This is a genomic window from Streptomyces sp. NPDC001714, from assembly GCF_042892755.1.
GTDB lineage: Bacteria > Actinomycetota > Actinomycetes > Streptomycetales > Streptomycetaceae > Streptomyces.
Window position 1 is genome coordinate 105,716 of the sequence record NZ_JBIAUL010000016.1, and the last position, 26,183, is coordinate 131,898.

Sequence of the window (26,183 nt, forward strand, 5' to 3'; positions counted from 1 at the left end):
CGGTACCCATTGTTCACGCGCGGAACAAAGGGGTCCCGATGAAGAACGGAAGAAGAGCGGGCCAAGAGGGGGCCGAGAGGGGGACGGCAAAGAGAAACCCGCCCCGGTGCGTTCGGGGGAAAACGCACCGGAGCGGGGGCCCGTGGGGGACGGGGGTGGCCCTCACGTGGCCTCCACTATGGGGACCACGGTTGTGTGGGAGCTGTGGTTCAGCTGGGCGCCGCCTCATACTCACGGCGGCCGCACCGCGCCTTACTTCAGGTGCAGCTGCTGGCCCGGGTAGATGAAGTCGGCGTCGTCGACGATGTCCTTGTTCAGCTTGAACAGCGCCTGCCAGCCACCCTTGACCTTGTGCTTCTCGGCGATCGAGCTGAGGGTGTCGCCCTTGACGACCTTGTACTCGCCGTCGCCCTTCTTGACCTTCTTGCCGGTCGGGGTGGTGACGGTCTTCTTGGCGGCCGGGCGCTCGGCGGAGCGGGAGGCGGCCTGGGTGTCGGTCGAGCGGGTGGCGGTGCTGCTGCTCGACGAGCTGGAGCTGCTGCCGGTGTAGGTGGCACCGGACAGGCCCGTGCCGCAGACCGGCCAGGCGCCCTTGCCCTGGGCGGCGAGGACCTTCTCGGCGATCTGGATCTGCTGCGCCTTGGTGGCCTGGTTGGCCTGCGCGGCGTACTGCGTGCCGCCGTACGCGGCCCAGGTGGAGGCGGAGAACTGCAGACCGCCGTAGTAGCCGTTGCCGGTGTTGATGGCCCAGTTGCCACCGGACTCGCACTGGGCGACGGCGTCCCACTCGGAGGCGGTGGCGGCGGAGGCGCTGCCGGCCGCCATCAGCGGGGCGGCGACGGCGACGCCGGTGACACCGGCGACAGCGATGGCGCGGACGGCCTTGGACGGACGACGGTGCTTGCCCTTGCCGGAGAACAGCATGGATCGATCCCCTCACCGACGCCTGCGAGGTGAGCTGTCGGGTTCGGGCCGGTTGAGTTGCCCGGCCGCACACCCGTGTGTCGGTGCGCGGCTTCACCCCGAGCCGGATCGGCGGCCTCAACCACCGGTCCCGGCACTTACCTTGGGTCCCCCGCTCCTGCCTACGGCGCATGACGCGACGACTGTTCCCGGACAGCCGCTGGCAGGACTCGGCGTTGCGACGGCCGGGGCTCGTGGTGACGAGCGGCCTTGACCGTAAACAGGCCATCAGGTGAATTTCAAAGATGATCAGGGCTTCTGAGACTCATCCCACACTTTCACCAAAACGGACATTCAACTCGAAACGGGGCGTCAACTCCCGTTACTTTTCGCCCGATTCGCTGCCGAGTTTCAGGGTCTGACCGGGGGTGATGGCGTTCGGGTCGGTGCCGATGTCGGCCTTGTTCACGGCGTAGAGCGCGCGCCATCCGCCGTCGAGGTCAAGGGAGTCGGCGATGGAGGCGAGGGTGTCGCCGTCACGGACGGTGTAGGTGCCGCCGCCACTGGAGGCGTGCCGGCCGGAGGAGGTGGCACTCTGACCGTTTGTCACGCTTTCGTCCGCCGAGCCGCCACGGTGCTTGCCGCCACCACTGACGGCACCCGTGTCGACCAGACTCCAAGAACCCCCGGTCTGCGACGAATTGTCCGAGTCGTCGGTCCCCGAAGTGGCGGGACTCTCACTCGCCCTCGAGGTACCGGAGCCAGAGGATTCCGACTTGTCCGTCTTGGTGGATTTGCTGGAGGTGTCCGTCTTCGAGTCGCTGCCGGCACTCGCGTCCGGAGAGGGGGTGGCGGAGTCGTTCGCGGAGTCCGTGGCGCCCGAAGAGGAGTCGGAACCGGAGGAGGACGAGTCGGACAGCCCAGAGGACGAATCCGATGAGCCGGAGGAACCAGACGAACCACCCGAGTCGCCGAGTCCCGTGTCGACGTTCACCGAGGCGTCGTCGGACGAGAGCCCGGCGAGCAGGGCGCAGGTCCGCCAGGGCTTGGTGCCCTGGTCGGCGAGTATCTTCTCGGCGACCGCGATCTGCTGCGAACGGCTCGCCTGGTCGGGCGTGGTGGCGTACTCCTGGCCCCCGTACTTGTTCCAGTCGTCCAGGGAGATCTGGAGGCCGCCGTAGTAGCCGGTGCCGTTGTCGGCGCTCCAGGAGCCGCCGCTCTCGCACTCGGCCACCTGGTCCCAGGTGGAGCCGTCGGCCGCGCTGGCGCTCACCGCGCCGAGGAGCGGGATGGCGATGGCGGAGCCGGTCACCCCGGCCGCGACGAGGAGTGCCGGAGCCTGGCGGGGGCGACGGTGACGACCGTTCCCGGAGAGCATGCGGAAACCTTTCGAGCGACAGCGGTGACCGGCGCGGCGGGTCCCGCAGGGGCGCCGCGCTGATGGGTGAACGTATCCGCAGACGATCACTTGTCACAAGTTAATGCCGCGTAGATCACGTGAAGATCACAGACTTGAACGCCGGTCACCTTTTGCCCGTACGGACCGGTACGGGCCTGGGCACTTGGCTTCCGTGATGCCCACGGTGGCCTCGAAGGGTGGGACGAGCGGTTGACGCTGGAGAGGCCTCGCCCTCGGCGATGACAGGCCTCGAACCGCGCCTGCCGGTCCTCTCGATGGCGTACCCCCACGGCGGCGGGCCCCCCACCCACCCCCCTTCAAGAGCCGCAGGAACAGTACGAATCGGCTCCGGTCCACGGTTGACCGCGGGCACGGACACAGCTGTAGCGTTGATCACGTCAGCCCCTTCACGGCTGGCAAGGTCCCGGAGCCCTGGCCGGCTCTGGGACCTCTTGCTTTGCCGGGAATCTAACGCGCGACAGGACATAGTGCCGAGAAACAGTCGGAATTCCCTCGTGGGTGCCCGTTTCTCCCTATATCAGGGCCAGAACCGGCGTTTCCGTGGCAGGGCGACCATCGGTCAGCTCCCGCTACGGTTTTCCTTGTGAACGTCCCGAACACCGCCCCCGAACCCTTCACCTGGGAGTTCGCCTCCGATCCATACCCGGCCTACGCCTGGCTGCGCGAGCACTCGCCGGTCCATTGGACGAAGCTGCCCAGCGGAGTGGAGGCCTGGTTGGTGACCCGCTACGCCGACGCGCGCCAGGCTCTCGCCGACGGGCGGCTTTCGAAGAACCCCGACCATCACGCCGAGGAAGCGCACGGCAAGAGCAGGACCGGCATCCCCGGTGAGCGCAGCGCCAATCTCATGACGCATCTACTCAATATCGACCCACCGGACCACACCCGGCTGCGCCGCCTCGTCTCCCAGGCGTTCACTCCCCGCCGCGTGGCGCAATTCGCGCCGCGCGTACAGGAGTTGACCGACGACCTCATCGACCGGTTCGCACCACAGGGCGAGGCCGACCTCATCCACGACTTCGCCTTCCCCCTTCCCATCTATGCGATCTGCGACCTGCTCGGAGTCCCGCGCGAGGACCAGGAAAAGTTCCGCGAGTGGGCGGGGATGATGATCCGGCATGGAGGAGGTCCACGCGGCGGCGTCGCCCGTTCCGTCAAGAAGATCCGCGCCTACCTCGCCGAACTCATCCACCGCAAACGCAGCGACCTCGGCGAGGACCTGATCTCAGGACTCATCCGCGCCTCCGACCAGGGCGAACACCTCACCGAGAACGAAGCCGCCGCCATGTGTTTCGTACTTCTGTTCGCGGGCTTCGAGACCACCATCAATCTCATCGGCAACGGCCTGTATGCACTGCTGCGCAATCCCACGCAACGGGACCGGCTCCAGAAGTCGATCGAGCGCGGTGACAACGGACTGCTCGACACCGGAGTGGAAGAGCTGCTCCGCTATGACGGACCGGTGGAGCTGGCCACCTGGCGCTTCGCCACCGAAGCCCTCACCATCGGCGGACAGCGTATTGCCACCGGCGATCCGGTGCTCGTCGTCCTGGCCGCCGCAAACCGCGACCCTGCACGATTCTCGGCACCCGACACAATCGACCTCGCCCGCGGCGACAACCAGCACCTCGGATACGGCCACGGCATCCACTACTGCCTGGGCGCACCCTTGGCCCGCCTCGAAGGCCGTACGGCCCTCAAGACGCTGCTGCACCGCCTCCCCGACCTCCGGCTCGCAGCAGACCCCGCCGACCTGCGCTGGCGAGGTGGGCTCATCATGCGCGGGTTGCGGGAACTGCCCGTGCAGTTCACCGCCCTCTGACCGAAGTCACCTCTCCACTCCCTCCGTGGCCCGCACCGCGTCCCGGTAGGCCCGGGCCGCCGCTCGCAGGGCCGCCTCCGGGTCGACGCCCTCCGCCTCCGCGCGGGCCGCCAGCGCGAGCAGTTCGTAGCCGATGCCCGGGGCCTGCGGCAGCGGCACCTCAAGGCCCGCCGTCCGCACCCGGGAGGCCAGCTTCGCCGCCAGTGCGAGACCCGGCTGGGCGAGGGGTATGCCGTCCGTGACGGACGCGCGCCGCTTCTCCACCGCCTTCGTCCGCAGCCAGTGCTCCTTGACCTCCTCCGGCGTCGACGCCGTCTCGTCCCCGAAGACGTGCGGGTGGCGGTGGATGAGCTTCGCGACGATGCCGCCGGCCACGTCGTCGATCGAGAAGGGGGCCTCCGGGTCCTCCTCCGCGATCCGCGCGTGGAAGACGACCTGGAGGAGCACGTCGCCCAGCTCCTCCCGCAGCTCGTCGCGGTCGCCTTCCTCGATCGCCTCGACGAGTTCGTACGCCTCCTCGATGCCGTACTTCGCAAGGCCCTGGTGGGTCTGCCGGGACGACCAGGGGCACTCCGCGCGGATCCGGTCCATGACCTGGACGAGGTCGAGGAGGCGGGCGCCGGGCAGGTCGTAGGAGGCGGGGAGCAGCTCCAGCTCGGGCATCCGGACGCGGCCGGAGCCGGCGAGGCGGGCCAGGCCGTCCGTGAGCGCCGGTTCGCCCTCGCCCGTCGCCACGACCACCACCGTCCGGCCGCCGGCACAGGCGTCGACCAGCTCCTCGGCGGTGGGCGCGGCCTCGTCCACGGCCGTCCCGGCCTCCCGCAGATACGGCAGCTGCGGATGTGCGCCGTCCGCGCACAGCACGCGGTCCGCCGTGCGCAGCGCCTGCCAGGCGGGCCAGGACAGCAGGCCGGGGGCGACGCGGTGGCTGGTGGTGAGCAGGACGACCCGGCCGGCGTCGGCGGCCGCAGGCGCAGGAGAGGGTTCCGGGGTGGTGGGTTCGGGCCTGGTGGTGTTCACGCTCCGAACGTAACGCACCGCCGCCGCCCACCTCGCGGTCTGTCCACAGGGTAGGGGTGATCAAGTGATCGTATGACCGCCGCGGAGGTGATCACCCCGGTGGCCTGCCCTACGCCGACACCTGCGTCCCGGCCGAGGTGACCTCCCGCACCCACGGCGTCTTGGCGTCCACCCGGCTGCTCTTCTGGACGTCCCAGGCGCCGTAGCGCGGGTTGAGGTCGACGTGGAGTTCCTTGGAGGCGCCGGCCAGGGCCTTCCAGAAGGCGGGCTGCGAGGTCTCGGTGCCGAGCACCGCGGCGAGCTTGTTGGCCTCCACCTGGAAGCGGAGGTTGTCGTCCAGCCGCTTGGGGGCGATGCCGTACTTCTGCAGCCAGGCCGTCTGCAGGGCCGCGGCGCCGCCGGCCTGCTGTTCGAGGCCGGAGCGCATCTGCTCGACCTCCGCGCGGGTGACGCTGACGCCCGCGTTCTGGGCGGCCCGGTGCAGCACCTTGTCGAGGACCATGTTGTACAGGGTGTCCCGGGTGAGGCTGCTGGTGGAGGCGAGCACCTGCTGGTACTGCGTCTCGTCCGGCACCGCGGCGCGCTGCGCCCGGCGCACCTCGTCCACGCGGTTCTCCAGCTGCGAGACGGTGATCCGCCGGCCGCCCACGACGGCCGCCGCGCCCGGGTGCGCGTCGCTTCCGCAGGCGGTCAGGAAGGGAGCCGCGGCGGCGATCGCGGCGGAGAGGAGGAGCGCGGTGCGACGGCGGCGGTGCAAGGGTGCCTCCCGAGGAGATTGTGCGACGGTGCACAAAGTCTTGCGGTGATCGATGGTAGGCAGTGGGCAGGCTCTGGCCAACCCATTCGACCAACGATTCACACGCGTATCCGGCACCGCCGCACCACCCTCCGCAAGGGTTTGCGGCACGGATCCCGTGCGGATCCGGCTCAGCCCGTGATCGCCACCGGGGCGTCCCACGCGTCGCGGTCCACGGTGATCGGGTAACCGCCGCGCGTCTCCTTGCTGTTCACCATGTACTGGTGGGCCCGGCTGTGCCCGGTGTACTGGGTCGAACCGAACGGCCAGTCCGCGGTCGTGGTGTTCTGCTTGTCCCACAGCGCGTACCAGAGGTTGCCCGGCAGGTCCGTCTTGTCCGTGGCGTTCGCGATCGCCTTGGCGCTGGAGCTGGTGAAGCCGTAGTACCCGGCGCGGTACGTCTTCGCGTGCAGTTCCTTGTCGAAGGCGCGCACGTAGGTCAGCACGGCGTTGTTGCACGACGTGTTCGTCGTGTCGTACGCCTCCATGTCGAGGTAGACCGGGCTGCCCGCCTTCATCCCGAGCGCGGCGGCCTTGGCCACGGCGTCGTCCGCCTCGGACTTGCCGACCGAGGCCGCGGTGGCGGCGCTGATCTTCACGGAGCCGCCGGATCCGCAGGACGGCTGGGAGCCGACGTAGAGCGGGATGAGCTTCCAGCCGGCCGCGGTGACGGACTTGACCCAGGAGGCGGTGAGGTTGGGCTGGTTGCAGCCGCGGTTCTTGCCGCCGATGTAGACGGCGGCGGCGCCGTAGAAGCCGGTGTTCCAGGCCTTCATCGCGGCGAGCGAGGGCGCGGTGCAGGTGTCGAAGGCACGGCCGGTGAACGTCTTCTGGGCCGGCCAGGTGGTGGCCGCCATGGACGTCTGCGCGGCGATCCCGGCCCCGGCGACCACGGCGGCGCCCGCGACGCCCCAGGTGATGTATCTGCGCTTCTTCGACTGCCGATGGCTGGACATGCCGGAACCCCACCCCTGTGTCTTTGCCGTGCGGCAAGTTGTGCGAAAAGTAGGTGCAGTATGCACCGCGCGGCAACTAGCCGCGCATCTGCCCCAGCCAGTGCAGCGTCCGCCGTACCTCGCCCGCCAGGGGATGGCCGGGGCCGTGCAGCCGTTCCACGTCGAACAGCAGCCGGGTGAGCGTGTCGTGGGCGGCCGGCCGGTCGCCGAGGGCGAGCAGCAGATGCCCGATCCGGCGGCGCACGTCGTGTGCGAGCTGCGGATCGCCGCCCACGTACTGGTTCTCGTAGTACGGCAGCAGCGCGCGGTACTCCGCGAGGGCCGCCGCGGCTTCGCCGAGCTGCTCCAGGCACTGGGCGGTCTCGTAGCGGAAGCGCAGGGCCTGCGGGTCGGCCTGGCCCGCCTCGGCGGCGCGTTCGTCGGCGAGCCGGCGCAGTTCGGGCAGCGCGCGCCGGTACTGCCCGTCGTCCATCAGCGTGGCCGCGTACTGCTTGCGCAGGGTGCGTACGACCGTGGAGCGCTCGCCGTGCTGGTCGGCGGCGACGGGCAGGATCGCGCCCAGGATGTCGACGGCCTGGGTGATGCGTCCCTCCCCGAGCAGCCGCTTGACCTCGTCGACGGCGGCGGCGACATCCGGTTTGTCCGGTACGGCGGCCACGGGGGCGGCGGGCTGGGGCGCGGGCGTCCGCGCCCGGTCCGGCCAAGGGGCGTGCGGGCGCAGGAAAGGACGCGTGGGGTCCAGGGGCGCCCCGGACGGCGTCCCGCGCGCGGGCAGGAGCGAGGCCAGGTTCTCGTAGACCTCCTGCGCGGACGCCGGGCGGTGCTGCGGGTCCTTGGCGAGCAGGCGCAGCACGAGGCTCTCCAGCTGCTCGGGGACCTCGGGACGGATCCGGCGCACGGGCACCGGCGGCTCGTACAGGTGCCGGTGCAGCACGCCGAGCGCCGTGGAACCCGCGAACGGGACCTCTCCGCTGAGCAGTTCGTGCAGCAGCACACCGAGCGCGTACAGGTCGGTGTACGGGCCGACGGCGCCGCCCATCGCCTGTTCGGGCGCCATGTAGGCGGGCGAGCCGATCGGGGAGCCGGTGTGGGTGAGGCGGGTCGTGTCCGTGTCCATGACGGAGGCCACGCCCAGGTCGAGCACGGTGACCGTGCCGTCCTGTTTCACCATCACGTTGCGCGGCTTGAGGTCGCGGTGGACGATCGGCACCGCGTGCACGGCGCTCAGCACGGCGCACAGTTGCGCGGCCACCGCCACCGCCCACTGCCACGGGTACGGGTCGTGCTCCGCCAGGTGGTCCGAGAGGTCGGCGCCGTCCACGTACTGCATGACGAGGAAGAGCTCCTCGCCCTCGCTGCCCGCGTCGTGCACCGTGACGAGCCCGGGGTGGTCGACCTGCGCGGTCACCCGGCACTCCCGCAGGAACCGCCGGCGCAGTTCCTCCGCCTCGGCGCCCGCCACCTTGTCGGGGCGCAGCAGCTTCACCGCCACCCGCCGGTCGAGCCGCTGGTCGTACGCCGTCCACACCTGGCCCATGCCGCCCTGCCCGATGAGCGTGGACAGCTCGTAGCGGCCGGCGACGACACGGCCCGTCGCCACGGTCACCGTCCGCCCTCGTGGTCGCCCTCGCGGTGCCCGTCGTGCTTGCGCAGATAGTCACTGAGCTCGTCGAGTTCGGCGCGCACCTGCTCGATCCGGGCGGGCGCCGGGCGCTGGGGCGGCGCGGGTATCGGTGGCTGCGCGAGCGGCGGCCGGGTCATCGGGGGAACGGAGTGCGGGGGCGGGGTCGGCGTGTGCGGGGGCCGCGCGCCCAGGGGCGTCGCCCCCGTGACGTACGGCGAGGCGGGGGGCGCGTAACCGCCGTACGTCTGCGCCGCGTACGCCTCGCGCTGCCGCTGGAAGTGGCGTACGTCGGCCGCGAGGTAGTAGACGACGGCGCCCAGGAGCGTGCCGAACAGCAGCGTGATCCCGAGGTAGCCGCCGGCGGTGTGCACGTCGTCGCCGGGTTCGCTGCCCAGCAGCACGATGCTGAGGACGTCGGCCACCACCGCCGCCACCAGCAGACCGACATCGACCGACCTGCGGGTCACGACGGCCAGCCGCAGCAGCATCGCCCACGCCAGGAAGCCGGCGCTGAACACCCCGAGCGCCACGAACAGCACACGCAGCAGGACCAGTACGGCGTCGTGCGGCGGCCGCCGCACCGGCTGCGCATGGCCCTGGCCTTGCATGATCGCTCCTGTGTGCCTGAAAAGGGCGTACGTGAAAAGGGCGTACGTGCCCGTCCGGTGCCGTCCGCCCGCGGACGACACCGGTCGTGCGATGGTCGGATCGAGCATATGGCCCGGCACGGACAACCGGTTCGGGTTGTACCGAACCGTTGTCGGACCGACTGCCGGCACACACCGATCGGGGATCAGCCGGGCGCGACGGTCCCGTCGGTGAGGCCGTCGTACATCCCGCGCACGAGGTGCTCCCCGAGCCGGCTCGCGTGGCGCAGCGTCCGCTCGAACTCGTCGAGTGCGCGGAAACGCGCGCCGTAGCGCCGCTGTTCGTCCAGGGGGAGCCGGGGCAGTTGCAGACGGCGCACGTCCAGCCGGGTCGCCGTGGAGGCATAGCTGCTGGCCTGCCGGTTGTTGGCGGTGCCGCGCAGGAAGCCGGCGAGGAACCACGGGTCGAGGGCCGTGCGGTCGGGGCGCAGCAGCACCAGGTTGCGCCCCAGGGCGGCGCCCGCCGTCGCGTCGTCGATCACCCGCGCCACCGAGCCGCCGCCGAGGACCGGTACGACGACATCGCCCGGCTCGGTGAGCACGGCCTCCTCGTCGCTCTCGGGAAGCGTGCCCGAGGGGGCCACCGCGGCGAGGACGTCGTGGTCGGTGAGCACGGGCACGCGCGCGTGACCGCCGTTCCCGCCGGTGCGCAGCACCAGCGCGCCCGCGCGCGCGAGTTCACCGACGGTGGTGAGCGGCCAGCGCGCGGGCGGCGCCTGGTCGGCCGGCGGCGGGGTGAGGTCGACGGTCAGGCGCAGGGTCGCGCCGAGCCGTTCGCGGACCGCCGTGAGCTCCTCCGCGCCGTCGGCCGCGGCGGCCGGGGGCAGATGGCGGCCGGGGGCGAGGTCCACGTCGTCGTCGAGGAGTTCGATGACCGGCACCGAACGGGCCAGCCCCGGCCGTTCCACCGGCCCCCCGTCGCGCGCGAAGGGGCGCCAGGCGTCCAGGACGGCGTCCCGTACCGCCGCCCAGTCCGGACCGCCCCGTCCCTCCCCCGCGAACCTCCCGGTGTCCACGAGCAGCACCTCGGGCGTGGCCGGCGTCCGGTCGGGCCGGCGCAGCACCCACAGGTGCAGCGGGATGCTGTAGGGCGGCGCCGCCCCCGCCGGCAGTGCGACGAGCGCCCGGAGCGCGCCCCGGCGCAGCAGGTCGGCGCGGATCCGGCGCCCGGAACGGCGGGACGCGACGGCCGGCGGCATCAGCAGGACCGCGGTGCCGCCGTCGGTGAGCCGGGCCAGGGCGTGCTGCACCCAGGCCAGCTCGGACTCGGTGCGCGCGGGGAAGCCGTACTCCCAGCGTGCGTCGTACGCCAGCTCGTCGTGGCCCCAGTTGCGCTCGTTGAACGGCGGGTGGCACAGCACCGCGTCGGCGCGCAAATCCGGGTAGGCGTCGGCGCGCAGGGTGTCGCCGGCGGCGCCGTGGACGCCGGCCCGGGAGTGCAGCGCGAGCCGCAGCGCGGTGAGCGCGGCGAGATCGGGGGCGCTGTCCTGGGCGTACAGCTCCTGGGCGGGGCGGACGTCGACGGCCCGCAGCAGGGCGCCGGTTCCGCAGGCCGGGTCCAGCACCGTGCGGGTGGGGCCGGCCAGGTCGGCCATGAGACCGGCGAGTTCGGACGGGGTGAGCGTGTACTGGCGCGGGTTGGCATCCAGGTGCCGGCCCAGCAGGAACTCGAAGGCCTGCCGGGCCCCGGCCTCGGCGGCCAGTTCGGCGGCGCCGCGCAGGAGCGGGACGGAGGGGAGGAGCTGGGGGCCGGTGGGGGTGCGGACGGCGGGCGTGGCGAGGGGGGCAGCGGGGCGTGCGGTGTTCACACCTTCCGTACCGCTGGACCTGTTCACGCCCTCCGCGCCGCCTGGCCTGTTCACACCTTCGGCGGGGTCCGCGGCCCGGCCACTGTGAACCGTGCGCTCCCCCGCCCCGCCGAGACGAGTGGTCAGGACTTCGTCCAGCGCGGCCGGCAGCATCGCGGCCAGGCGCTCGTCCGAGCCGGCGCTCACATGGAGCCAGACGGTGGGGCGCTCGTGGATCAGCAGCAGCGCACAGCCGGCGTGCACCAGCGCTGTCAGCGCGCCGTCGGGATGCCCGGCGAGTTGCTGCCAGACCCGCTCGCGCAGCGGGACCTCGGCGAGTTTGCCCTGCTTGCGCAGCCAGGACTCGACCTCGGCGAGCGCGAAGGACGGACTGGTCTCGGTGCCGCCGACCGGCCTGGGGAAGTCGGCGTGCCGACGGCGCCAGTTACTGACGGCGGCGCGGCCCACCCCGGCGAGCCGTGCGATGCCGGCCGCGGTCACCTCTGTGGCGTTGTCCTGCACGCGGCCTCGCTCCCCTCGTCCCCTGTGTCCACCGAGCCATGTGTGCACCGAGCATACCGACGCACACAAGATCCCCCGCTTCACGGACGTGTACACCTCACTCCTTGTTTGTTGTGTTGACTCGGTTCACAGCCTCTGCTGTTATTGACCCATCGCTTCAACGACTCCCGAAGGACTCCCGATGCGTCTCCCGTCCCGCGCCGTGATGCTGATGGCCGCCGCCGCCCTGCCGCTGGCCCTGACCGCCTGTTCCGCCGGATCCACCGGCCCCACCGCCGACTCCAGCACCGGCACGAGCGCCGAGCCGGCCAAGGCGAAGAACCCCGACTCCGGCCTGCTCACGGGCACCCGGCTGAAGAAGGCACTGGCGCCCGCCTCGGCCTTCCCGTCCGGGCTCACCCTCGAGTCCGACGGCTCCGCGGACAGCGGTGGCGAGTTCCTCTCCCCGGCCGCCAGGAAGGCGGGGAAGCCCGACTGCACCAGGCTGGAGACCACGTCCTGGATCCAGGTGTCCGGCTACAAGGGCGGGGTGTCGTTCGCGCAGAACGGCTACGCGAACAAGACCGAGGAAGTGGACCAGGAGATCGACGCCTTCCAGGGCACCACGGCGGCCGCCGTGATGAAGGCCCTGAGGACCGTGGCCGCCGAGTGCGCCACGTACACGGACACCGACGCGCACGCCAAGGTGAAGCTCACCGGCAGCGCCACGGCCGGACTCGGCGACGAGGCCTACACGATGACGCTGACGAGCGGCTACTGGGAGAACGGCACCACGCTGATCGCGGCTCGTTCCGGCAGCTCCGTGGTCACCGTGCTGTCCACGGCGGGCAGCGACAACGGTGCCGCGTCCGCGCGGAAGGTGACGGCGACGGTCCTGTCGGCGCTGAAGAAGTAGCTTGTTCCGTTCCCGTGAAGGATGCCGATGCGCCTGACGTCCCGCCCCGCCGACCGGGCGGCTGCCGGCGGCACCGCCCTACGAGAACGCGGCGCACGAGAACGCGGCGCACGAGAACGCGGCGCACGAGTCGCCGGCGTACGAGAACCCGGCGTGCCCGGAACGCCGCTGCGTGCCGCGCTCGTTCTCGGTCTGCTCCTCGGGTTCTACGTGCTGGCCCTGCTCGTCCTCGTCGCACTGGCGGTCCTGGACGTCTTCCTGGCCCGCGGGCCTGGCTTCACGGTCATGGCCGTCGAGGGCTACCTCGGCTCGCTGGCGATCGCCTGGTGCGTGGTGCGGGTCGTCCTGTTCAGCCGCGGCCCCGGGGACGGGCCGGACGCGGTACCCGGTGTGTCACTGGCACCGGGTGAGCAGCCGGAGCTGTGGCGGCGCGTGCGGAACCTGGCCGAGCGGGTGGGCACCCGGCCGCCCACGGAGATCCGGGTGGTCCCGGGGGCCAACGCCATGGTGCGGGAGGACGCCCGGTGGCTCGGGCTGGTCGCGGGCGAGCGGCGGCTCTTTCTCGGCGTGGCGCTGCTGATCGGGCTGCCCGAGGACGAACTGGACGCCGTGCTCGGGCACGAACTCGGCCACTACGCGCACGACGACACCCGGCTGGGCGGCCTGCTCCGGGTACTGCACGGCAGGCTGCTGCACACCGCGCACACCTTGCGCCGGCGGGCCGCGCGCGAGGAGGCCGAGGGGAGGGCGAGGGCCGCCGCGCGGGCCGCCCGGCGCCGGGCGGCCGGCAAGCCGCCACCGCCGAAGCGGGAGCCGACGCGAGGCCCGGACCACTATCTGGCCCTGGTCTTCGCCGCGTACGCGCGGCTGTGTCTGCGGCTGACCGAGGCCGTCAGCCGCCGGCAGGAGTACGCGGCCGACCTGGTGGCCGCCCGGGTCGCCGGACGGGACACCACGGCCGCCGCACTGCGCCGCATCCCGGCGCTCGAAGCCGCCGACGACCTCTATCTGCGCGAGTACGCCCTGATGGGCCGGGATGCCGGCCTGCTGCCGCCGGAAGGGCAGTTCTACGGCGGGCTCGCCCTGCTGCTCGCGGACCCCGCACGCCGGGCGGAAGTGGAAGCGTGGGCCCGTGAGCCGCTCCCGGAGGCGACCGGTGAGGAGAGCTCTCCGTACGACAGCCACCCGCTCACGGCCGACCGCATCGCGGCGCTGGAGGCACTCCCCCAACGGCCCGAACTCCCCGAACGGCCCGAACTTCCCGTACTCCACGAACTCCCGGACGGCGGCCGCGCCACCGCGCACTCCCGGCGCCCCGCCCTCGCGCTGCTCCGGGAGCCGGACCTTCTTCTCGCGGGACTGGAACGAGCCGTGCTGAGCCGGGAGACGCTGTCCTGGCGGCGCGTGCCCTGGGCGGAACTGCCCGCGCGAACCCGGCGCGAGAGGTGGACGCGGGAAGCGGGGCCGCTGCTCGGGGCCATGGCCCAGGTGGCCGACGCGAGGGGCTTTGCCGTACCCGGCGTGAGCGCCATACCTGGCGAACCCGGAGTGCCGCACCTCGACCGCCTCCTGGAGCTGGTCGGCCGCGGCCTGCTGTACGACATCGCCGACCGGCTGCCCAGGTCGGAACAGGCCGGCCGGAGCAGCGGACGCGCGGCACGCGAGTTCGCGAGGACGGCCTTCCGCTCGGCCCTGCGCCAGCTGGCCCTGCTCACCGCGCTGGACGCGGGGCTGTGCCGATGGGAGCTGTGCTGGTCCGGGCCCGCGGTGCGGGTGGTGGCACCCGAAAGGTTCGCCGAGGCGCTGGAGGCGGCCCTGGATCGCGCGGTCGCCGAGCCACCCGGCACGGCTCCCCTGCGGGCTCTGCTGTCCGGCGGCGGCCGTGCTCCGACAACGACTTCGACAGCCTCTTCGACCTTCTCCTCGGGCGCCTCGTCAGGCGCCTCGTCGGCCGTCTCCTCCGGCGGCCCCTACCCGAAAGACCCGGTATGAACGTCCTGATCGACATAGCCGGTGCCGGCATTCTCGGCTACGCGCTCGTCACCCTCCCGCGCAATATCCGCAAGGGGCGTGCGCTCCGGGCGGAGGCGAAGGCCAAGGCGCCGGTCAACATCGACCCCGCCAAGTACGGGCTGGTGCCCGCCGCTCAGCTCGACAGCGGTTCCGCCGGCCCCGATCCGGAGGCCGACGCGGTGGCGGCGGCCGCCCTCGCCGGTGACTGGCGGCGAGCCGCCGCCTATCTGGCCGGGGCGGGCCGCGACTGGGACCTGCGGTGGTACCGGCTCGGCATCCTCGTGCACGCCGCCGCCGAGGACGACGCCTGGCTCAAGGCATGGCGGACCGAGTACCCCGGCGACCCGGCCGCCGCCCTGGTGCACGCCGACGCGCTCGTCGTGCTCGCGGGCAAGGTCCGCGGCGCGAACCTGGCGAAGCACACCACGGCGGAACAGTTCGAGGGCTTCCACCGGCTGCTGGCCGAGGCACTGCCCGCCTGCCAGGAGGCCGCCTGGATGGCACCCGAGGACCCCTGCCCCTGGATCGCACAGATCACCGTCGCGCTGGGGCTCGGCTGGTCGCACGACGACTTCCGGGCGCTGTGGGCCGAGATCACCGCACGCGACCCGCACCACTTCGGAGCCCACATGAGCGCCTTGCAGTACTGGTGCGCCAAGTGGCGTGGTTCGCACGAGCTGATGTACGCCTTCGCCGAGCAGGCCGCGGCCACCGCACCACAGGGCAGCCTGCTGCCCGTACTGCGCCTGGACGCCCTGATGGAGCACGCGGTCCGGGAGCCCAAGGCACCCGTGTACAACCAGCCGTTCGTACAGGCGGCCGTGGACGCCACCCTGGACGCCGTGGACCGGGCGCCGGCCGGGCACCACCGGCTGCCGACGGTACGGCACCTGCTGGCGGACACCCTGTTCCAGACGAAGCGGTACCCGGAGGCCGTCGAGCAGTTCCGGGCGGTCGGCGGATACGTCGGCAGCCCGCCGTGGTCGTACTCCGCCAACCCGGTCAAGGCGTTCGTCTTCGCCCGCACCAACACCTTCGTGGCGTGGGAGAAGGCGGGCCGCCCGGCCCCTCCGCCGCGCGGCCGCTCCCTGGGGCGGTGACTCACGCGGCGGGGACGGCGGTTCAGCGCGCCTTGAAGCGTGCCGGAGCGTTGGTCGGGTTGCCGCCCGAGGGGAGTTTCTGGCCCGGGCAGCCGGCCAGCACCTTCTTCATCGCCGCCTTCTCGGCGGCGGTGACCCACAGGCCGTACTTCTTCTTCACGGCGACCTGCGCGGCGACGTAGGTGCAGCGGTAGGACTTGTCGGGCGGCAGCCAGGTGGCGGTGTCGCCGTCGCCCTTGCCACGGTTGGCGCTCGCGTCGACGGCGAGGAGGTTGAGCGGGTCGTTGGCCAGGGCTATGCGCTTGCTGGCGTCCCAGTACTTGGCACCCTTCTGCCAGGCGTCCGACAGGGCGACGAGGTGGTCGATGTCGACCAGGCTACGGCCGCGCCTGTAGGTGACCTCCTTGCCGGAGTAGGGGTCCGGCTCCAGCACGCCGTAGGAGACCTTGCAGTCGCCGTCGGTGTACTTCACGTCCTTCAGGTCGCGCTTGAGTATGTCGTCCCGGGTGTCACAGGAGTTGGAGTCGGTGTCCGCCCAGGCGGAGCCGAACTTGGCGCGGGAGTAACCGGTCTTCGGGGCCCGCCCCTTGACGGTCAGCGAGTCGGCGGCCGTCAGGGCCGCTCCCCCGCCTCCCGAGCCCTGGGCTCCCGAAGCCCCGTTGTTCTGCAGGTCCTTGCAGCCGGCCACGGCGAAGACCATGACGACGGCCATGACCGCCCCGCCCCTCAGACGCGCCACGTGCGCCCCCTCTTCCTGCCCCTGTCCGCCTCCGCACGGGCGGATTTCTGCTGGTCCACGGTAACCGCCGCACGGTTCGCACCAGACAGGGCGTTGAACGACATGTACCCGCAACCCGCCCTTGTCCGCGGCCGGTTGGCACTCCGGGCGAAGCCCGGACCGTACGCCTTCGCGCCCGCTCACTCCCCGCCGCGAACGAATGCCCCCGATGACGCACCTGACACCTTGCCGTGCGCGCACGCCTGCCCGGGCCTGCCGAGAGGGACTTGACCTTGACACCGGCGGCAGTCCGACGATCCCGGCGTGAGCGAGAACATCCGCCCCCAGGACCCCCGTACCGTCGTCGTCACCGGTGCCGGCAACGGCATCGGTGCGCGCCACGGCGCGCGCGTTCGCCGCCGAGGGCGCGCGGTGTGGTTCCGGTCGCTCGCGCCGGCTCACCGATCCGCACGCCCCGCGCCCCCGTCATCCGGTCACGACCCCAGGATCGAGGCGAGGAACTCCCCCACCCAGCTCAGCAGTTCCCGCCCGACCAGCGGCTTGCCGCCCACCTTCGCGGTCTTCGGGCGGGGCACCAGCAGCTGGTGGACGGCCGGCTTGATGACGGTCCCGGGGTACAGGCGCTTGACGCGCAGCTCCTGCGACTCGCGCAACTCCACCGGTGCGAAGCGGATGTTGGTGCCCTGGAGGACGATCTCGCCGACCCCGCACGCGCGGGCGAGCATCCGCAGCCCGGCGACGAGCAGCAGGTTCTCCACCGGCTCGGGCAACTTGCCGTAGCGGTCGGTGAGTTCCTCGCGGACCGCCCTGATGTCGTCCTCCGAGTTGGCGGAGGCGATGGAACGGTACGCCTGGAGGCGCAGCCGCTCGCCGGGCGCGTAGTCGTGCGGGACGTGCGCGTCGACGGGCAGCTCGATCTTGACCTCGAGCGGCGGCTCCTCCTCGATCTCGCCGGTCTCCAGCTGCCGCCGGTAGTCCGCGACGGCCTCGCCGACCATGCGGACGTACAGGTCGAAGCCGACGCCCGCGATGTGCCCGGACTGCTCGCCGCCGAGCAGGTTGCCGGCACCGCGGATCTCCAGGTCCTTCATCGCCACGTACATGCCGGCGCCCATCTCGGTGTGCTGGGCGATGGTCGCGAGGCGCTCGTGCGCGGTCTCGGTCAGCGGCTTCTCCGGCGGGTAGAGGAAGTAGGCGTACCCGCGCTCGCGGCCCCGGCCGACCCGGCCGCGCAGCTGGTGCAGCTGGGAGAGGCCGAAGGTGTCGCCGCGTTCGACGATGAGCGTGTTGGCGTTGGAGATGTCGATGCCGGACTCGACGATCGTGGTCGAGACGAGCACGTCGAACTTCTTCTCCCAGAAGTCGACGACGACCTGTTCGAGGGCCGACTCGGACATCTGGCCGTGGGCCGTCGCGATGCGGGCCTCGGGGACGATCTCGCGGAGCCGGGCCGCCGCGCGGTCGATCGACTCGACCCGGTTGTGGATGTAGAAGACCTGGCCCTCGCGCAGCAGTTCGCGGCGGATGGCGGCGCCGATCTGCTTCTCCTCGTACGGCCCGACGAAGGTGAGCACCGGGTGCCGCTCCTCCGGGGGCGTGGTGATGGTGGACATCTCGCGGATGCCGGTGACCGCCATCTCCAGGGTGCGCGGGATCGGCGTGGCGGACATGGTGAGCACGTCGACGTTGGCGCGCAGCTTCTTCAGCTGCTCCTTGTGCTCGACGCCGAAGCGCTGTTCCTCGTCGACGATGACCAGGCCGAGGTCCTTGAACTTGGTCTCCGAGGAGAAGAGGCGATGGGTGCCGATGACGACGTCGACGGCACCTTCCCTGAGGCCCTCCAGGGTCCCCTTCGCCTCGGTGTCGGTCTGGAAGCGGGAGAGCGCCTTCACGCTCACCGGGAACTGTGAGTACCGCTCGGAGAACGTCCCGAAGTGCTGCTGCACCAGCAGGGTGGTGGGGACGAGGACGGCCACCTGCTTGCCGTCCTGGACCGCCTTGAAGGCGGCCCGCACCGCGATCTCGGTCTTGCCGTAGCCGACGTCGCCGCAGATCAGGCGGTCCATGGGGACCGACTTCTCCATGTCGTCCTTGACCTCGGCGATGGTGGTCAGCTGGTCGGGGGTCTCCGCGTACGGGAAGGCGTCCTCCAGCTCGCGCTGCCAGGGCGTGTCCCCGCCGAACGCGTGGCCGGGGGCGGCCATGCGCGCGCTGTAGAGCTTGATCAGGTCGGCGGCGATCTCCTTGACGGCCTTCTTGGCCCGCGCCTTGGTCTTCGTCCAGTCCGCGCCGCCCAGGCGGTGCAGGGTGGGGGCCTCGCCGCCGACGTACTTGGTGATCTGCTCCAGCTGGTCGGTCGGGATGTACAGCCGGTCGCCGGGCTGGCCGCGCTTGGCGGGGGCGTACTCCACGACCAGGTACTCGCGGGTGGCGCCCTGGACGGTGCGCTGCACCATCTCGATGTAGCGGCCGACGCCGTGCTGCTCGTGCACGATGTAGTCGCCCGATTCCAGGGTGAGCGGGTCGATGGTCTTGCGGCGGCGGGCCGGCATCCGGGCGCCGTCCTTGCCGGCCGCCTTCTGGCCGGACAGGTCGGTCTCGGTGAGGACGGCGAGCCTGAGCGCCGGGTCGACGAAGCCGTAGTCGATGGAGCCGCACGACACGTGCACGACCGAGGGGCCGAGTTCGCCCAGGTCGACGTCGAGGCGGGCCGCGATGCCCTCGCCGCCGAGCACCTCCACGGTGCGGGAGGCGGGGCCGTGACCCTCGGTGACGTACACCGTGCGCCAGCCGTCGGCCAGCCAGCCCTTGGTGTCGGCGAGGGCCTTCGCGGTGTCGCCGCGGTAGGTCTCCGTGGCGTGCATGCCGAGCTTGAGGGTGTCGGCGGCCAGCTCCTCGTCGGCGGCGAACGGCGACACCGACCACCACATCATGTCCAGCTCGCGCGCGCGGTCGCGGACGTCCGCGATCGACCACAGGGAGGCCGCGCCGACGTCGATGGGCGCCTCGCCGCCGCCGGCCGTGGCCGCCCAGGAGGCCTGCAGGAACTCCTGCGACGTGGCCACGAGATCGGCGGCACGCGTCCGCACCCGCTCCGGGTCGCAGACGACGGCCATCGCGCCCTTGGGCAGCACGTCGAGCAGCAGCTCCATGTCGTCGACCAGGACCGGGGCGAGGGACTCCATGCCCTCGACGGCGATCCCCTCGGCGATCTTGTTGAGCAGCTCGCCCAGCTCCGGGTGCTCCTCGGCGAGGGCACGCGCGCGTGCGCGGACGTCCTCGGTCAGCAGCAGCTCGCGGCAGGGCGGCGCCCACAGGCCGTGCTCGGCGACCTCCAGGGAGCGCTGGTCGGCGACCTTGAAGTAGCGGATCTCCTCGACGTCGTCGCCCCAGAACTCGACGCGCAGGGGGTGTTCCTCGGTGGGCGGGAAGACGTCCAGGATGCCGCCGCGGACGGCGAACTCGCCGCGCTTCTCGACGAGCTCCACGCGCGCGTAGGCGGCGGCCGCGAGGGCTTCCACCACCTCGTTCAGGTCGGCGGTCTGCCCGGAGCGCAGCGCCACCGGTTCCAGGTCGCCGAGGCCCTTGACCTGCGGCTGGAGCACGGAGCGTACGGGGGCGACGACGACGGAGACCGGGCCGGTCTCGGGGTCGTCGGAGCTGGGGTGGGCGAGGCGGCGCAGGACGGCGAGGCGGCGGCCGACGGTGTCGCTGCGGGGGCTGAGGCGCTCGTGCGGGAGGGTCTCCCAGGAGGGGTACTCCGCGACGCCCTCGGACGGCAGCAGGGTGCGCAGCGCCGACGCCAGGTCCTCGGCCTCGCGGCCGGTGGCGGTGACCGCGAGGACGGGGCGGCCGGCCTCGCGGGCCAGGGCGGCGACCGCGAAGGGGCGGGCCGCAGGGGGGCCGACCAGGTCGACGTGCATGCGGTTGCCGTCCGCGGCCGCCTTGATCGCTTCCGCGAGGGCGGGGTCCTTGACGACGGCGTCGAGCAGACCGTGCAGGCTCATTGAGGGCGGCTTTCGTCGGGGGGTGGGCAACACGAAGTACCCGGCGCGGGCTGCGACCGGGGGGTCTCCAGCGTACGACTACGCGGGCGCGGGTGCCGGGGCTGTGGATAACCTCCGTCGCCCGGTGAGGCGCCCGTGCGCTCCGGTGACCGTCCCAGGGGGCTCCGCCCCCTGGACCCCCGAAGCCTATGCCCACCCACCACCCGACTCGGTGACCCGAGAAGCGGGACTCGAAAAGCAGAAGACACACCCAAAGCAGAAGACACACCCACCACCCGGCTCGGTGACCCGAGAAGCCGGACTCGAAGGACAAAGACGCGCCCGGCGCCGGAGAGTCCCCCAAGACTCCCCGGCGCCGGGCGTTCCCCCGCAACCCCCGTATGCGGTGGTCTCTCGGGCGGTCGCGGTCAGTCGGTCGCGATCGCGTTCAGGACGTTCATGCGGCCCGCGCGGAACGCCGGGACCAGGGCGGCGAACAGGCCCACGAAGGCCGAGCCGATGAAGACCCCGATGATCGTCGGCCAGGGGATCTCCAGGACCTTCAGACCCTGCAGGGCGAGCAGCTTCTGGGCCGTGGCGCCCCAGCCCATGCCGAGGCCGAGGCCCAGCAGGGCGCCGAAGAGGGCGATCACCACGGACTCCATGCGGATCATGCGGCGCAGCTGGCGGCGGGAGAGGCCGATGGCCCGCATGAGGCCGATCTCGCGGGTCCGCTCGACCACGGACAGCGCCAGGGTGTTCACGACGCCGAGGACCGCGACGATGATCGCGAGGGCGAGCAGGCCGTAGATCAGGTTCAGCAGCTGGCCGATCTGGTCCTTGAGCGCCTTCTTGTAGTCGGTCTGGTCGCGCACGGTGTACTGCGGGTAGTCGTGCAGCGCGGACTTGAGCGACGTGTACGCGGCGTCCTGCTGCCCGTGCTCGGCGGTGGCGAAGACCAGGTCGTCGAGCGGCATCTTGGCGGCCGGCACGTACTTGGCGAGCGTGGCGATCGACGTGTACTTGGAGCCGGCGTCGATGAGGCCGTCGCTGCTGGTGATCGCCCGGACCGTCAGGTGGGCGGTACGGCCGTCCTTGAACCTGACGTCGATCTTCGAGCCGAGGTGGATGTTGTGCGCCTTGGCGAACTTGTCGTGCACGGACATCGAGTCGGGCAGGTAGGCGTCCTTGAGGTCACCGGCGACGGTCTTGGTGCGCAGGTCGGTCGCGTACGTCGGGTCGGCCGCCGTGATGTCGGTGTCCTTGAGCGTCTTGCCGTCGGGCGTGGTGTAGTCGGCCGTGGTGGTGCGGTACTCGGTGACCCTCGCGAGTCCCGGTACGTCCTTGACGGCCTTGACGGCCTGCGGGGTGATCCGCTGGCCGCTGTCGGACTGGATGATGAAGTCCGTGCCGACGGTCTTGTCGAGCTGGTCGGAGGCGGAGGCGACCATGGAGGAGCCGACCACCGAGAGGCAGGCGACCAGCGCCAGTCCGATCATCAGGGCGGCGCCGGTGGCGCCGGTGCGGCGCGGGTTGCGCAGAGCGTTGCGTTCGGCCATGCGGCCGACCGGGCCGAACATCCGCAGCAGGACGGCGCCCAGGACCCGTACGACACCGCCCGCGAGCAGCGGGCCGATGACGACGAACCCGATGAGCGAGAGGACGATGCCGAGGCCGAGCCAGGCCGAGCCCTCCTTGGCCTGCTCGGTGGCCGAGGCCAGGTAGAGGCTGTAGCCGCCCGTGCCGGTCAGCACGAGGCCGATCAGGGCGCGTATGCGGCCCGCCCGGGCGTCGGCGGGGGCGCCGGCGTCGCGCAGCGCGGCCATCGGGGAGACCTTGCCGGCGCGGCGCGCGGGCAGGTAGGCGGCGAGGACGGTGACGACGACGCCGAGGATCAGGCCGAGTACCGGGGTCGTCCAGGCGACCGTCAGGTCACTGGTCGACAGGTGCATGCCCATGGAGCCCATCAGCTTCATCAGGCCGACCGCGATGCCGACGCCCGCGCCGACGCCCAGGACCGAGCCGACCACGCCGAGCAGCAGGGCCTCGACGAGCACGGACCGGTTGACCTGGCGGCGGCTGGAGCCGATGGCCCGCATCAGGCCGATCTCGCGGGTGCGCTGGGCGACCAGCATCGAGAAGGTGTTGATGATCAGGAAGATGCCGACCAGGAAGGCGATCCCGGCGAAGCCGAGCATCGCGTACTTCATGACGTCCAGGAAGCTCTCGACGTCCTTCTGGTTGGCGTCGGCGGTCTCCTTGGCGGTCTGCACCTTGTAGGCGGTGCCGAGTTCGCCGACGACGTTCTTCTTCAGCTGCGCGTCCGTCACACCGGCCGCGGCCGTCACGTTGATGTTCGTGAAGACGCCGGTCTGCCCGACGAGCGTGCGCTGAGCGGTCTTCGTGTCCAGGTAGAAGATCGCGGCACCGGGGTTGGTGACGGTGAAGTCGGCGATGCCGGAGATCCTCGCGGTGTGCGTGCCGACCGCGCTGATCACGCCGATCTCGTCACCGAGCTTCAGGTGGTGCTTGTCGGCGGTGTCGGCGTCCACCATGACCTGGCCGGAGTTCTTCGGCGCCGTACCGGAGGTGATCTTCATGGTGCGGGCGTCGTTGCTGTTCCAGCTGCCGACGATGGTCGGGGCGCCGCTGGACGGCGACAGGCTGTCCTTCTCGGCGTCCACGACGGTCACGGAGGTCGAGAAGACCGTGCCCTCCGCCGCCTTGACGCCGTTCGCGGCGCGGACCTTGCCGACCACCGCGGCCGGCATGACCGGCGGCCTGCCGTTGTCGGAGGTGGTCTCGCCGGTGTCGGAGGCGCCCTTGGCGCTGACCGTCACGTCGGACGAGGTCGCCGCGAACAGTTTGTCGAACGTCGTGTTCATGGTGTCGGTGAACACCAGCGTGCCGCACACGAACGCCACCGACAGCAGGACGGCGACCGCCGACAGGGCCATCCGCCCCTTGTGCGCGAAGAAGTTGCGCATCGAGGTCTTCAGGACGGTCATGACGTACGCCCCCGCGCGTCGAAGTCCTTCATGCGGTCCAGGACGGTCTCCGCGGTCGGCTTGAACATCTCGTCGACGATCCGGCCGTCGGCGAGGTAGAGCACGCGGTCCGCGTAGGAGGCGGCGACCGGGTCGTGTGTGACCATCACGATGGTCTGGCCCAGGTCGTCGACGGAGCTGCGCAGGAAGCCGAGGACCTCCGCGCCCGCGCGGGAGTCGAGGTTTCCGGTCGGCTCGTCGCCGAAGATGATCTCGGGGCGGGCGGCGAGGGCGCGCGCCACGGCCACGCGCTGCTGCTGGCCTCCCGAGAGCTGGGTGGGCCGGTGCTTGAGCCGGTCCGCGAGCCCCACGGTGTCGACCACGCGCCGCAGCCACTCCTTGTCGGGCCTGCGCCCGGCGATGTCCATGGGGAGCGTGATGTTCTCCAGCGCGTTCAGCGTCGGCAGCAGGTTGAACGCCTGGAAGATGAACCCGATCCGGTCCCGGCGCAGCTGGGTGAGCTTCTTGTCCTTCAGGCCGGTGATCTCGGTCTCGTCCAGGTAGATCTGACCGCTGGTCACGGTGTCGAGCCCGGCGAGGCAGTGCATCAGGGTGGACTTGCCGGACCCCGAGGGGCCCATGATCGCGGTGAACTGCCCCCGCATGATGTCCACGTCGACGTGGTCCAGGGCGACGACCCGGGTCTCCCCGGCCCCGTACGCCTTGACGACCTGCCGCGCCCGCGCGGCAACGGCCGTACGCCCTCCAGTACCCCCGTGCCTGGGAATGGTCACAGCCGATGTCACGGTATGTCTCCTAAGTCGGTCAGCGAACGGACGGCCCTGTGCTGTGCGTTGCTGTGCGGTGGTCGGTACGACGACGAGTCTCGCGGCCGGCGGGGTCGCTCCGCGCTGGTGCGAAGCCCCGTCTTGCCCGGGGGAAAACCCCACCCCCGCCGGTTCGGTCAACCGCCCCCCGGCGGCGTAAAGCCAGGTTAAGGACGGGCGGGGTGCCGTCTCGTCCTCCGGCGGTACGAACCCTCCCCGAGCCGTAGTACGGAGAACCCCCTAGGGGACGTCCACCGCCGGGTGGAGTCCTTCTCGGGGTCGGTCTCCACCCACCGCCCCAGGAAGCGTCCACCCTCTCGTCGCGTGAGGGTCAAGTGGCCTCGCCCTCTCACCAGGTGGACGCGGACTCCCGCCGCGCCGGGGCGGGTGGGAAGCTGTTGTGCGCGACATAGATACATGGCGGACGCACGGGGAGGGGATCCGGCGTGGCGAAGGAGAACGCGGAGAAGGAGAACACGGAACCCGCGCTACGGGCAGCGGGGCGGGAGGCCGGGACAGGTCGGCGGGGGGCCGTGGTGGCCGCCCTGATGCTCGCCATGGCGCTGGCGGCGCTCGACTCCACCGTCGTCTCCACCGCCGTACCCCAGATCGTCGGCGACCTCGGCGGCTTCTCGGTCTTCTCCTGGCTCTTCTCCGGCTACCTGCTCGCCGTCACCGTGACCCTGCCGGTGTACGGCAAGCTCTCCGACACCTTCGGCCGTAAGCCGGTGCTGGTCGCGGGCGCCGTGGTGTTCCTGCTGGGGTCGCTGCTGTGCGCGGCCGCCTGGAACATGGCAGCGCTGATCGCGTTCCGGATCGTGCAGGGCCTCGGCGGCGGGGCGCTGCAGGGCACCGTGCAGACCCTCGCGGCCGACCTCTACCCGCTCGAGGAGCGCCCGAAGATCCAGTCGAAGCTGTCCACGGTGTGGGCGGTGTCGGCGGTCGCCGGGCCGGGGCTCGGCGGGGTGCTGGCCGCGTACGCGGACTGGCGGTGGATCTTCCTGATCAACCTCCCGATCGGCGCGGCGGCGCTCTGGCTGATAGTGCGTCACCTCCACGAGCCGAAGCGCGCGCCGCGCACGCCCCCGCGGGTGGACTGGGCGGGTGCACTGGCGGTCTTCGCCTGCGGTGGCGTACTGCTGACGGCGCTGGTGCAGGGCGGGGTGGCGTGGGCGTGGTGGTCCGCGCCGTCGTGCGCGCTGTTCACCACCGGGCTCGCGATGGTGGGACTCGTGGTGTGGATCGAGCGCCGGGCGGCCGAGCCGATCATCCCGGGGTGGGTGTGGCGGCGCCGTACGATCGCGGCCGTCAACCTCGCGCTCGGCGCGCTCGGCCTGCTGATGGTGGCGCCCACGGTGTTCCTGCCGACGTACGCGCAGTCGGTGCTCGGACTCGCGCCGGTGGCCGCCGGGTTCGTGCTGTCGGTGTGGACGCTGAGCTGGCCGGTCTCGGCCGCCCTCAGCCAGCACGTGTACCGGCGGATCGGCTTCCGCGACACCGCGCTGCTCGGCATCGGCGCGGCCGCGCTGATCCTGTTCGCGTTCCCGTTCCTGCCCTACCCGGGGTCGGCCTGGCAGCCGACGCTGCTCATGCTCCTGCTCGGCGCCGCGCTGGGCCTGTTCCAGCTGCCGCTGATCGTGGGCGTGCAGTCCACGGTGGGCTGGGAGGAGCGCGGCACGACGACCGCGTCGGTGCTCTTCTGCCGGCAGACCGGCCAGACGATCGGGGCGGCGGTGTTCGGCGCGGTCGCCAACGGGGTGCTGGCCGCCCGGCTCGGCGGCGCGGGCGACCTCGACTCCGTCACGCGCGCGCTGGACGACGGAACGGCCCCCGAGTCCACCCGGCACGCCATCGCGGACGCGGTCCACGCGGTGTACTTCGGGGCGGCGTGCGCGGCGGCACTGGCGTTCCTGGTGCTCCTGTCGGTCGCACCGCGACGCTTCCCGGTCCTCAAGGACTGACTCCCGTCCCGGAGTTAACGCGGGTAACACCCGAGGTCAGACACGTTCGGGTGCAGTAAGCGCATACCGACCGTCCAGTTGGTGGAAAAGGCCGCGCACCTCGGATACCTGCGAGTAACGTGCGTCCCCCGCTCCCTCCTCTCCCTGCGGTCCGCCGCCACGGACCCGAGCCACGCAA

At 71.6% G+C, this 26,183-nt stretch carries 17 protein-coding genes and 1 riboswitch; of the genes, 5 read left to right on the forward strand and 12 right to left on the reverse strand.

Annotated elements, in window-relative coordinates; translation table 11 throughout:
- Nucleotides 1-252: 252 nt before the first annotated feature.
- Nucleotides 253-924 carry a transglycosylase family protein gene (locus ACFY0P_RS35500; protein ID WP_388922706.1) on the reverse strand — a complete coding sequence of 224 codons (672 nt, stop codon included), beginning with the start codon at nt 922-924 and terminating at the stop codon, nt 253-255.
- Nucleotides 925-928: 4 nt separating this feature from the next.
- Nucleotides 929-1,103: riboswitch (cyclic di-AMP (ydaO/yuaA leader) on the reverse strand.
- Between the two features lie 182 nt (nt 1,104-1,285).
- A complete protein-coding gene (locus tag ACFY0P_RS35505) occupies nt 1,286-2,281 on the reverse strand; it encodes a transglycosylase family protein (RefSeq protein ID WP_388922709.1) in 996 nt (331 codons plus the stop codon).
- 625 nt (nt 2,282-2,906) lie between these two features.
- On the opposite strand from ACFY0P_RS35505, the gene ACFY0P_RS35510 reads away from it, so the two are divergent.
- Complete coding sequence (locus ACFY0P_RS35510; protein ID WP_388922712.1) at nt 2,907-4,145, forward strand: cytochrome P450; 1,239 nt, start codon at nt 2,907-2,909, stop codon at nt 4,143-4,145.
- Nucleotides 4,146-4,151: 6 nt separating this feature from the next.
- Here the strand turns inward: ACFY0P_RS35510 and ACFY0P_RS35515 are convergent, their stop codons facing one another.
- From ACFY0P_RS35515 to ACFY0P_RS35540, 6 genes are all read right to left on the reverse strand, one after another.
- Entirely contained in the window at nt 4,152-5,165 is a 1,014-nt protein-coding gene (locus ACFY0P_RS35515) for a nucleoside triphosphate pyrophosphohydrolase (protein ID WP_388922715.1), read from the reverse strand.
- A 109-nt stretch (nt 5,166-5,274) separates the two neighbouring features.
- Complete coding sequence (locus ACFY0P_RS35520) at nt 5,275-5,922, reverse strand: SurA N-terminal domain-containing protein (RefSeq protein WP_388922718.1); 648 nt, start codon at nt 5,920-5,922, stop codon at nt 5,275-5,277.
- Between the two features lie 170 nt (nt 5,923-6,092).
- Complete coding sequence (locus ACFY0P_RS35525) at nt 6,093-6,917, reverse strand: glycoside hydrolase domain-containing protein (RefSeq protein WP_388922721.1); 825 nt, start codon at nt 6,915-6,917, stop codon at nt 6,093-6,095.
- A gap of 76 nt (nt 6,918-6,993) precedes the next feature.
- Entirely contained in the window at nt 6,994-8,481 is a 1,488-nt protein-coding gene (locus ACFY0P_RS35530) for a serine/threonine-protein kinase (protein WP_388923194.1), read from the reverse strand.
- 38 nt (nt 8,482-8,519) lie between these two features.
- Entirely contained in the window at nt 8,520-9,149 is a 630-nt protein-coding gene (locus tag ACFY0P_RS35535) for a hypothetical protein (protein WP_388922724.1), read from the reverse strand.
- 185 nt (nt 9,150-9,334) lie between these two features.
- Nucleotides 9,335-11,497 carry an N-6 DNA methylase gene (locus tag ACFY0P_RS35540; protein WP_388922727.1) on the reverse strand — a complete coding sequence of 721 codons (2,163 nt, stop codon included), beginning with the start codon at nt 11,495-11,497 and terminating at the stop codon, nt 9,335-9,337.
- A 181-nt stretch (nt 11,498-11,678) separates the two neighbouring features.
- Here ACFY0P_RS35540 and ACFY0P_RS35545 point away from each other — a divergent pair, with 181 nt between their 5' ends.
- From ACFY0P_RS35545 to ACFY0P_RS35555, 3 genes are all read left to right on the forward strand, one after another.
- Nucleotides 11,679-12,392: a hypothetical protein gene (locus tag ACFY0P_RS35545; RefSeq protein WP_388922730.1), complete on the forward strand. Its 714-nt coding sequence runs from the start codon at nt 11,679-11,681 to the stop codon at nt 12,390-12,392.
- Between the two features lie 153 nt (nt 12,393-12,545).
- Nucleotides 12,546-14,384 (forward strand): M48 family metalloprotease, encoded by a 1,839-nt coding sequence (locus tag ACFY0P_RS35550; protein ID WP_388922733.1) that lies wholly within the window; start codon nt 12,546-12,548, stop codon nt 14,382-14,384.
- A complete protein-coding gene (locus ACFY0P_RS35555) occupies nt 14,381-15,505 on the forward strand; it encodes a hypothetical protein (protein ID WP_388922736.1) in 1,125 nt (374 codons plus the stop codon). Before ACFY0P_RS35550 ends, ACFY0P_RS35555 begins: the two co-directional genes overlap by 4 nt.
- A 22-nt stretch (nt 15,506-15,527) precedes the next feature.
- On the opposite strand, the gene ACFY0P_RS35560 is transcribed toward ACFY0P_RS35555, so the two are convergent.
- The 4 genes from ACFY0P_RS35560 to ACFY0P_RS35575 all read right to left on the reverse strand — a co-directional run bounded on the left by ACFY0P_RS35560 (nt 15,528) and on the right by ACFY0P_RS35575 (nt 24,023).
- A complete protein-coding gene (locus tag ACFY0P_RS35560) occupies nt 15,528-16,205 on the reverse strand; it encodes an HNH endonuclease family protein (RefSeq protein WP_388923198.1) in 678 nt (225 codons plus the stop codon).
- A gap of 512 nt (nt 16,206-16,717) precedes the next feature.
- On the reverse strand, nt 16,718-20,251 hold the full coding sequence (mfd, locus tag ACFY0P_RS35565; protein WP_388922739.1) for a transcription-repair coupling factor: 3,534 nt from the start codon (nt 20,249-20,251) through the stop codon (nt 16,718-16,720).
- Between the two features lie 407 nt (nt 20,252-20,658).
- On the reverse strand, nt 20,659-23,238 hold the full coding sequence (locus ACFY0P_RS35570; RefSeq protein WP_388922742.1) for an ABC transporter permease: 2,580 nt from the start codon (nt 23,236-23,238) through the stop codon (nt 20,659-20,661).
- Nucleotides 23,235-24,023 (reverse strand): ABC transporter ATP-binding protein, encoded by a 789-nt coding sequence (locus ACFY0P_RS35575; RefSeq protein ID WP_294004041.1) that lies wholly within the window; start codon nt 24,021-24,023, stop codon nt 23,235-23,237. Before ACFY0P_RS35575 ends, ACFY0P_RS35570 begins: the two co-directional genes overlap by 4 nt.
- A 467-nt stretch (nt 24,024-24,490) precedes the next feature.
- Here ACFY0P_RS35575 and ACFY0P_RS35580 point away from each other — a divergent pair, with 467 nt between their 5' ends.
- Nucleotides 24,491-26,005 (forward strand): MFS transporter, encoded by a 1,515-nt coding sequence (locus tag ACFY0P_RS35580; RefSeq protein WP_388922745.1) that lies wholly within the window; start codon nt 24,491-24,493, stop codon nt 26,003-26,005.
- Nucleotides 26,006-26,183: the final 178 nt, after the last annotated feature.

Coding starts and splice junctions, on each gene's coding strand:
- ACFY0P_RS35500 (WP_388922706.1), bottom strand. CDS start 924: ATGCTGTTCTCCGGCAAGGGCAAGCACCGTCGTCCGTCCAAGGCCGTC.
- ACFY0P_RS35505 (WP_388922709.1), bottom strand. CDS start 2,281: ATGCTCTCCGGGAACGGTCGTCACCGTCGCCCCCGCCAGGCTCCGGCA.
- ACFY0P_RS35525 (WP_388922721.1), bottom strand. CDS start 6,917: ATGTCCAGCCATCGGCAGTCGAAGAAGCGCAGATACATCACCTGGGGC.
- ACFY0P_RS35535 (WP_388922724.1), bottom strand. CDS start 9,149: ATGCAAGGCCAGGGCCATGCGCAGCCGGTGCGGCGGCCGCCGCACGAC.
- ACFY0P_RS35545 (WP_388922730.1), top strand. CDS start 11,679: ATGCGTCTCCCGTCCCGCGCCGTGATGCTGATGGCCGCCGCCGCCCTG.
- ACFY0P_RS35555 (WP_388922736.1), top strand. CDS start 14,381: ATGAACGTCCTGATCGACATAGCCGGTGCCGGCATTCTCGGCTACGCG.
- ACFY0P_RS35560 (WP_388923198.1), bottom strand. CDS start 16,205: ATGGTCTTCGCCGTGGCCGGCTGCAAGGACCTGCAGAACAACGGGGCT.
- mfd (WP_388922739.1), bottom strand. CDS start 20,251: ATGAGCCTGCACGGTCTGCTCGACGCCGTCGTCAAGGACCCCGCCCTC.
- ACFY0P_RS35570 (WP_388922742.1), bottom strand. CDS start 23,238: ATGACCGTCCTGAAGACCTCGATGCGCAACTTCTTCGCGCACAAGGGG.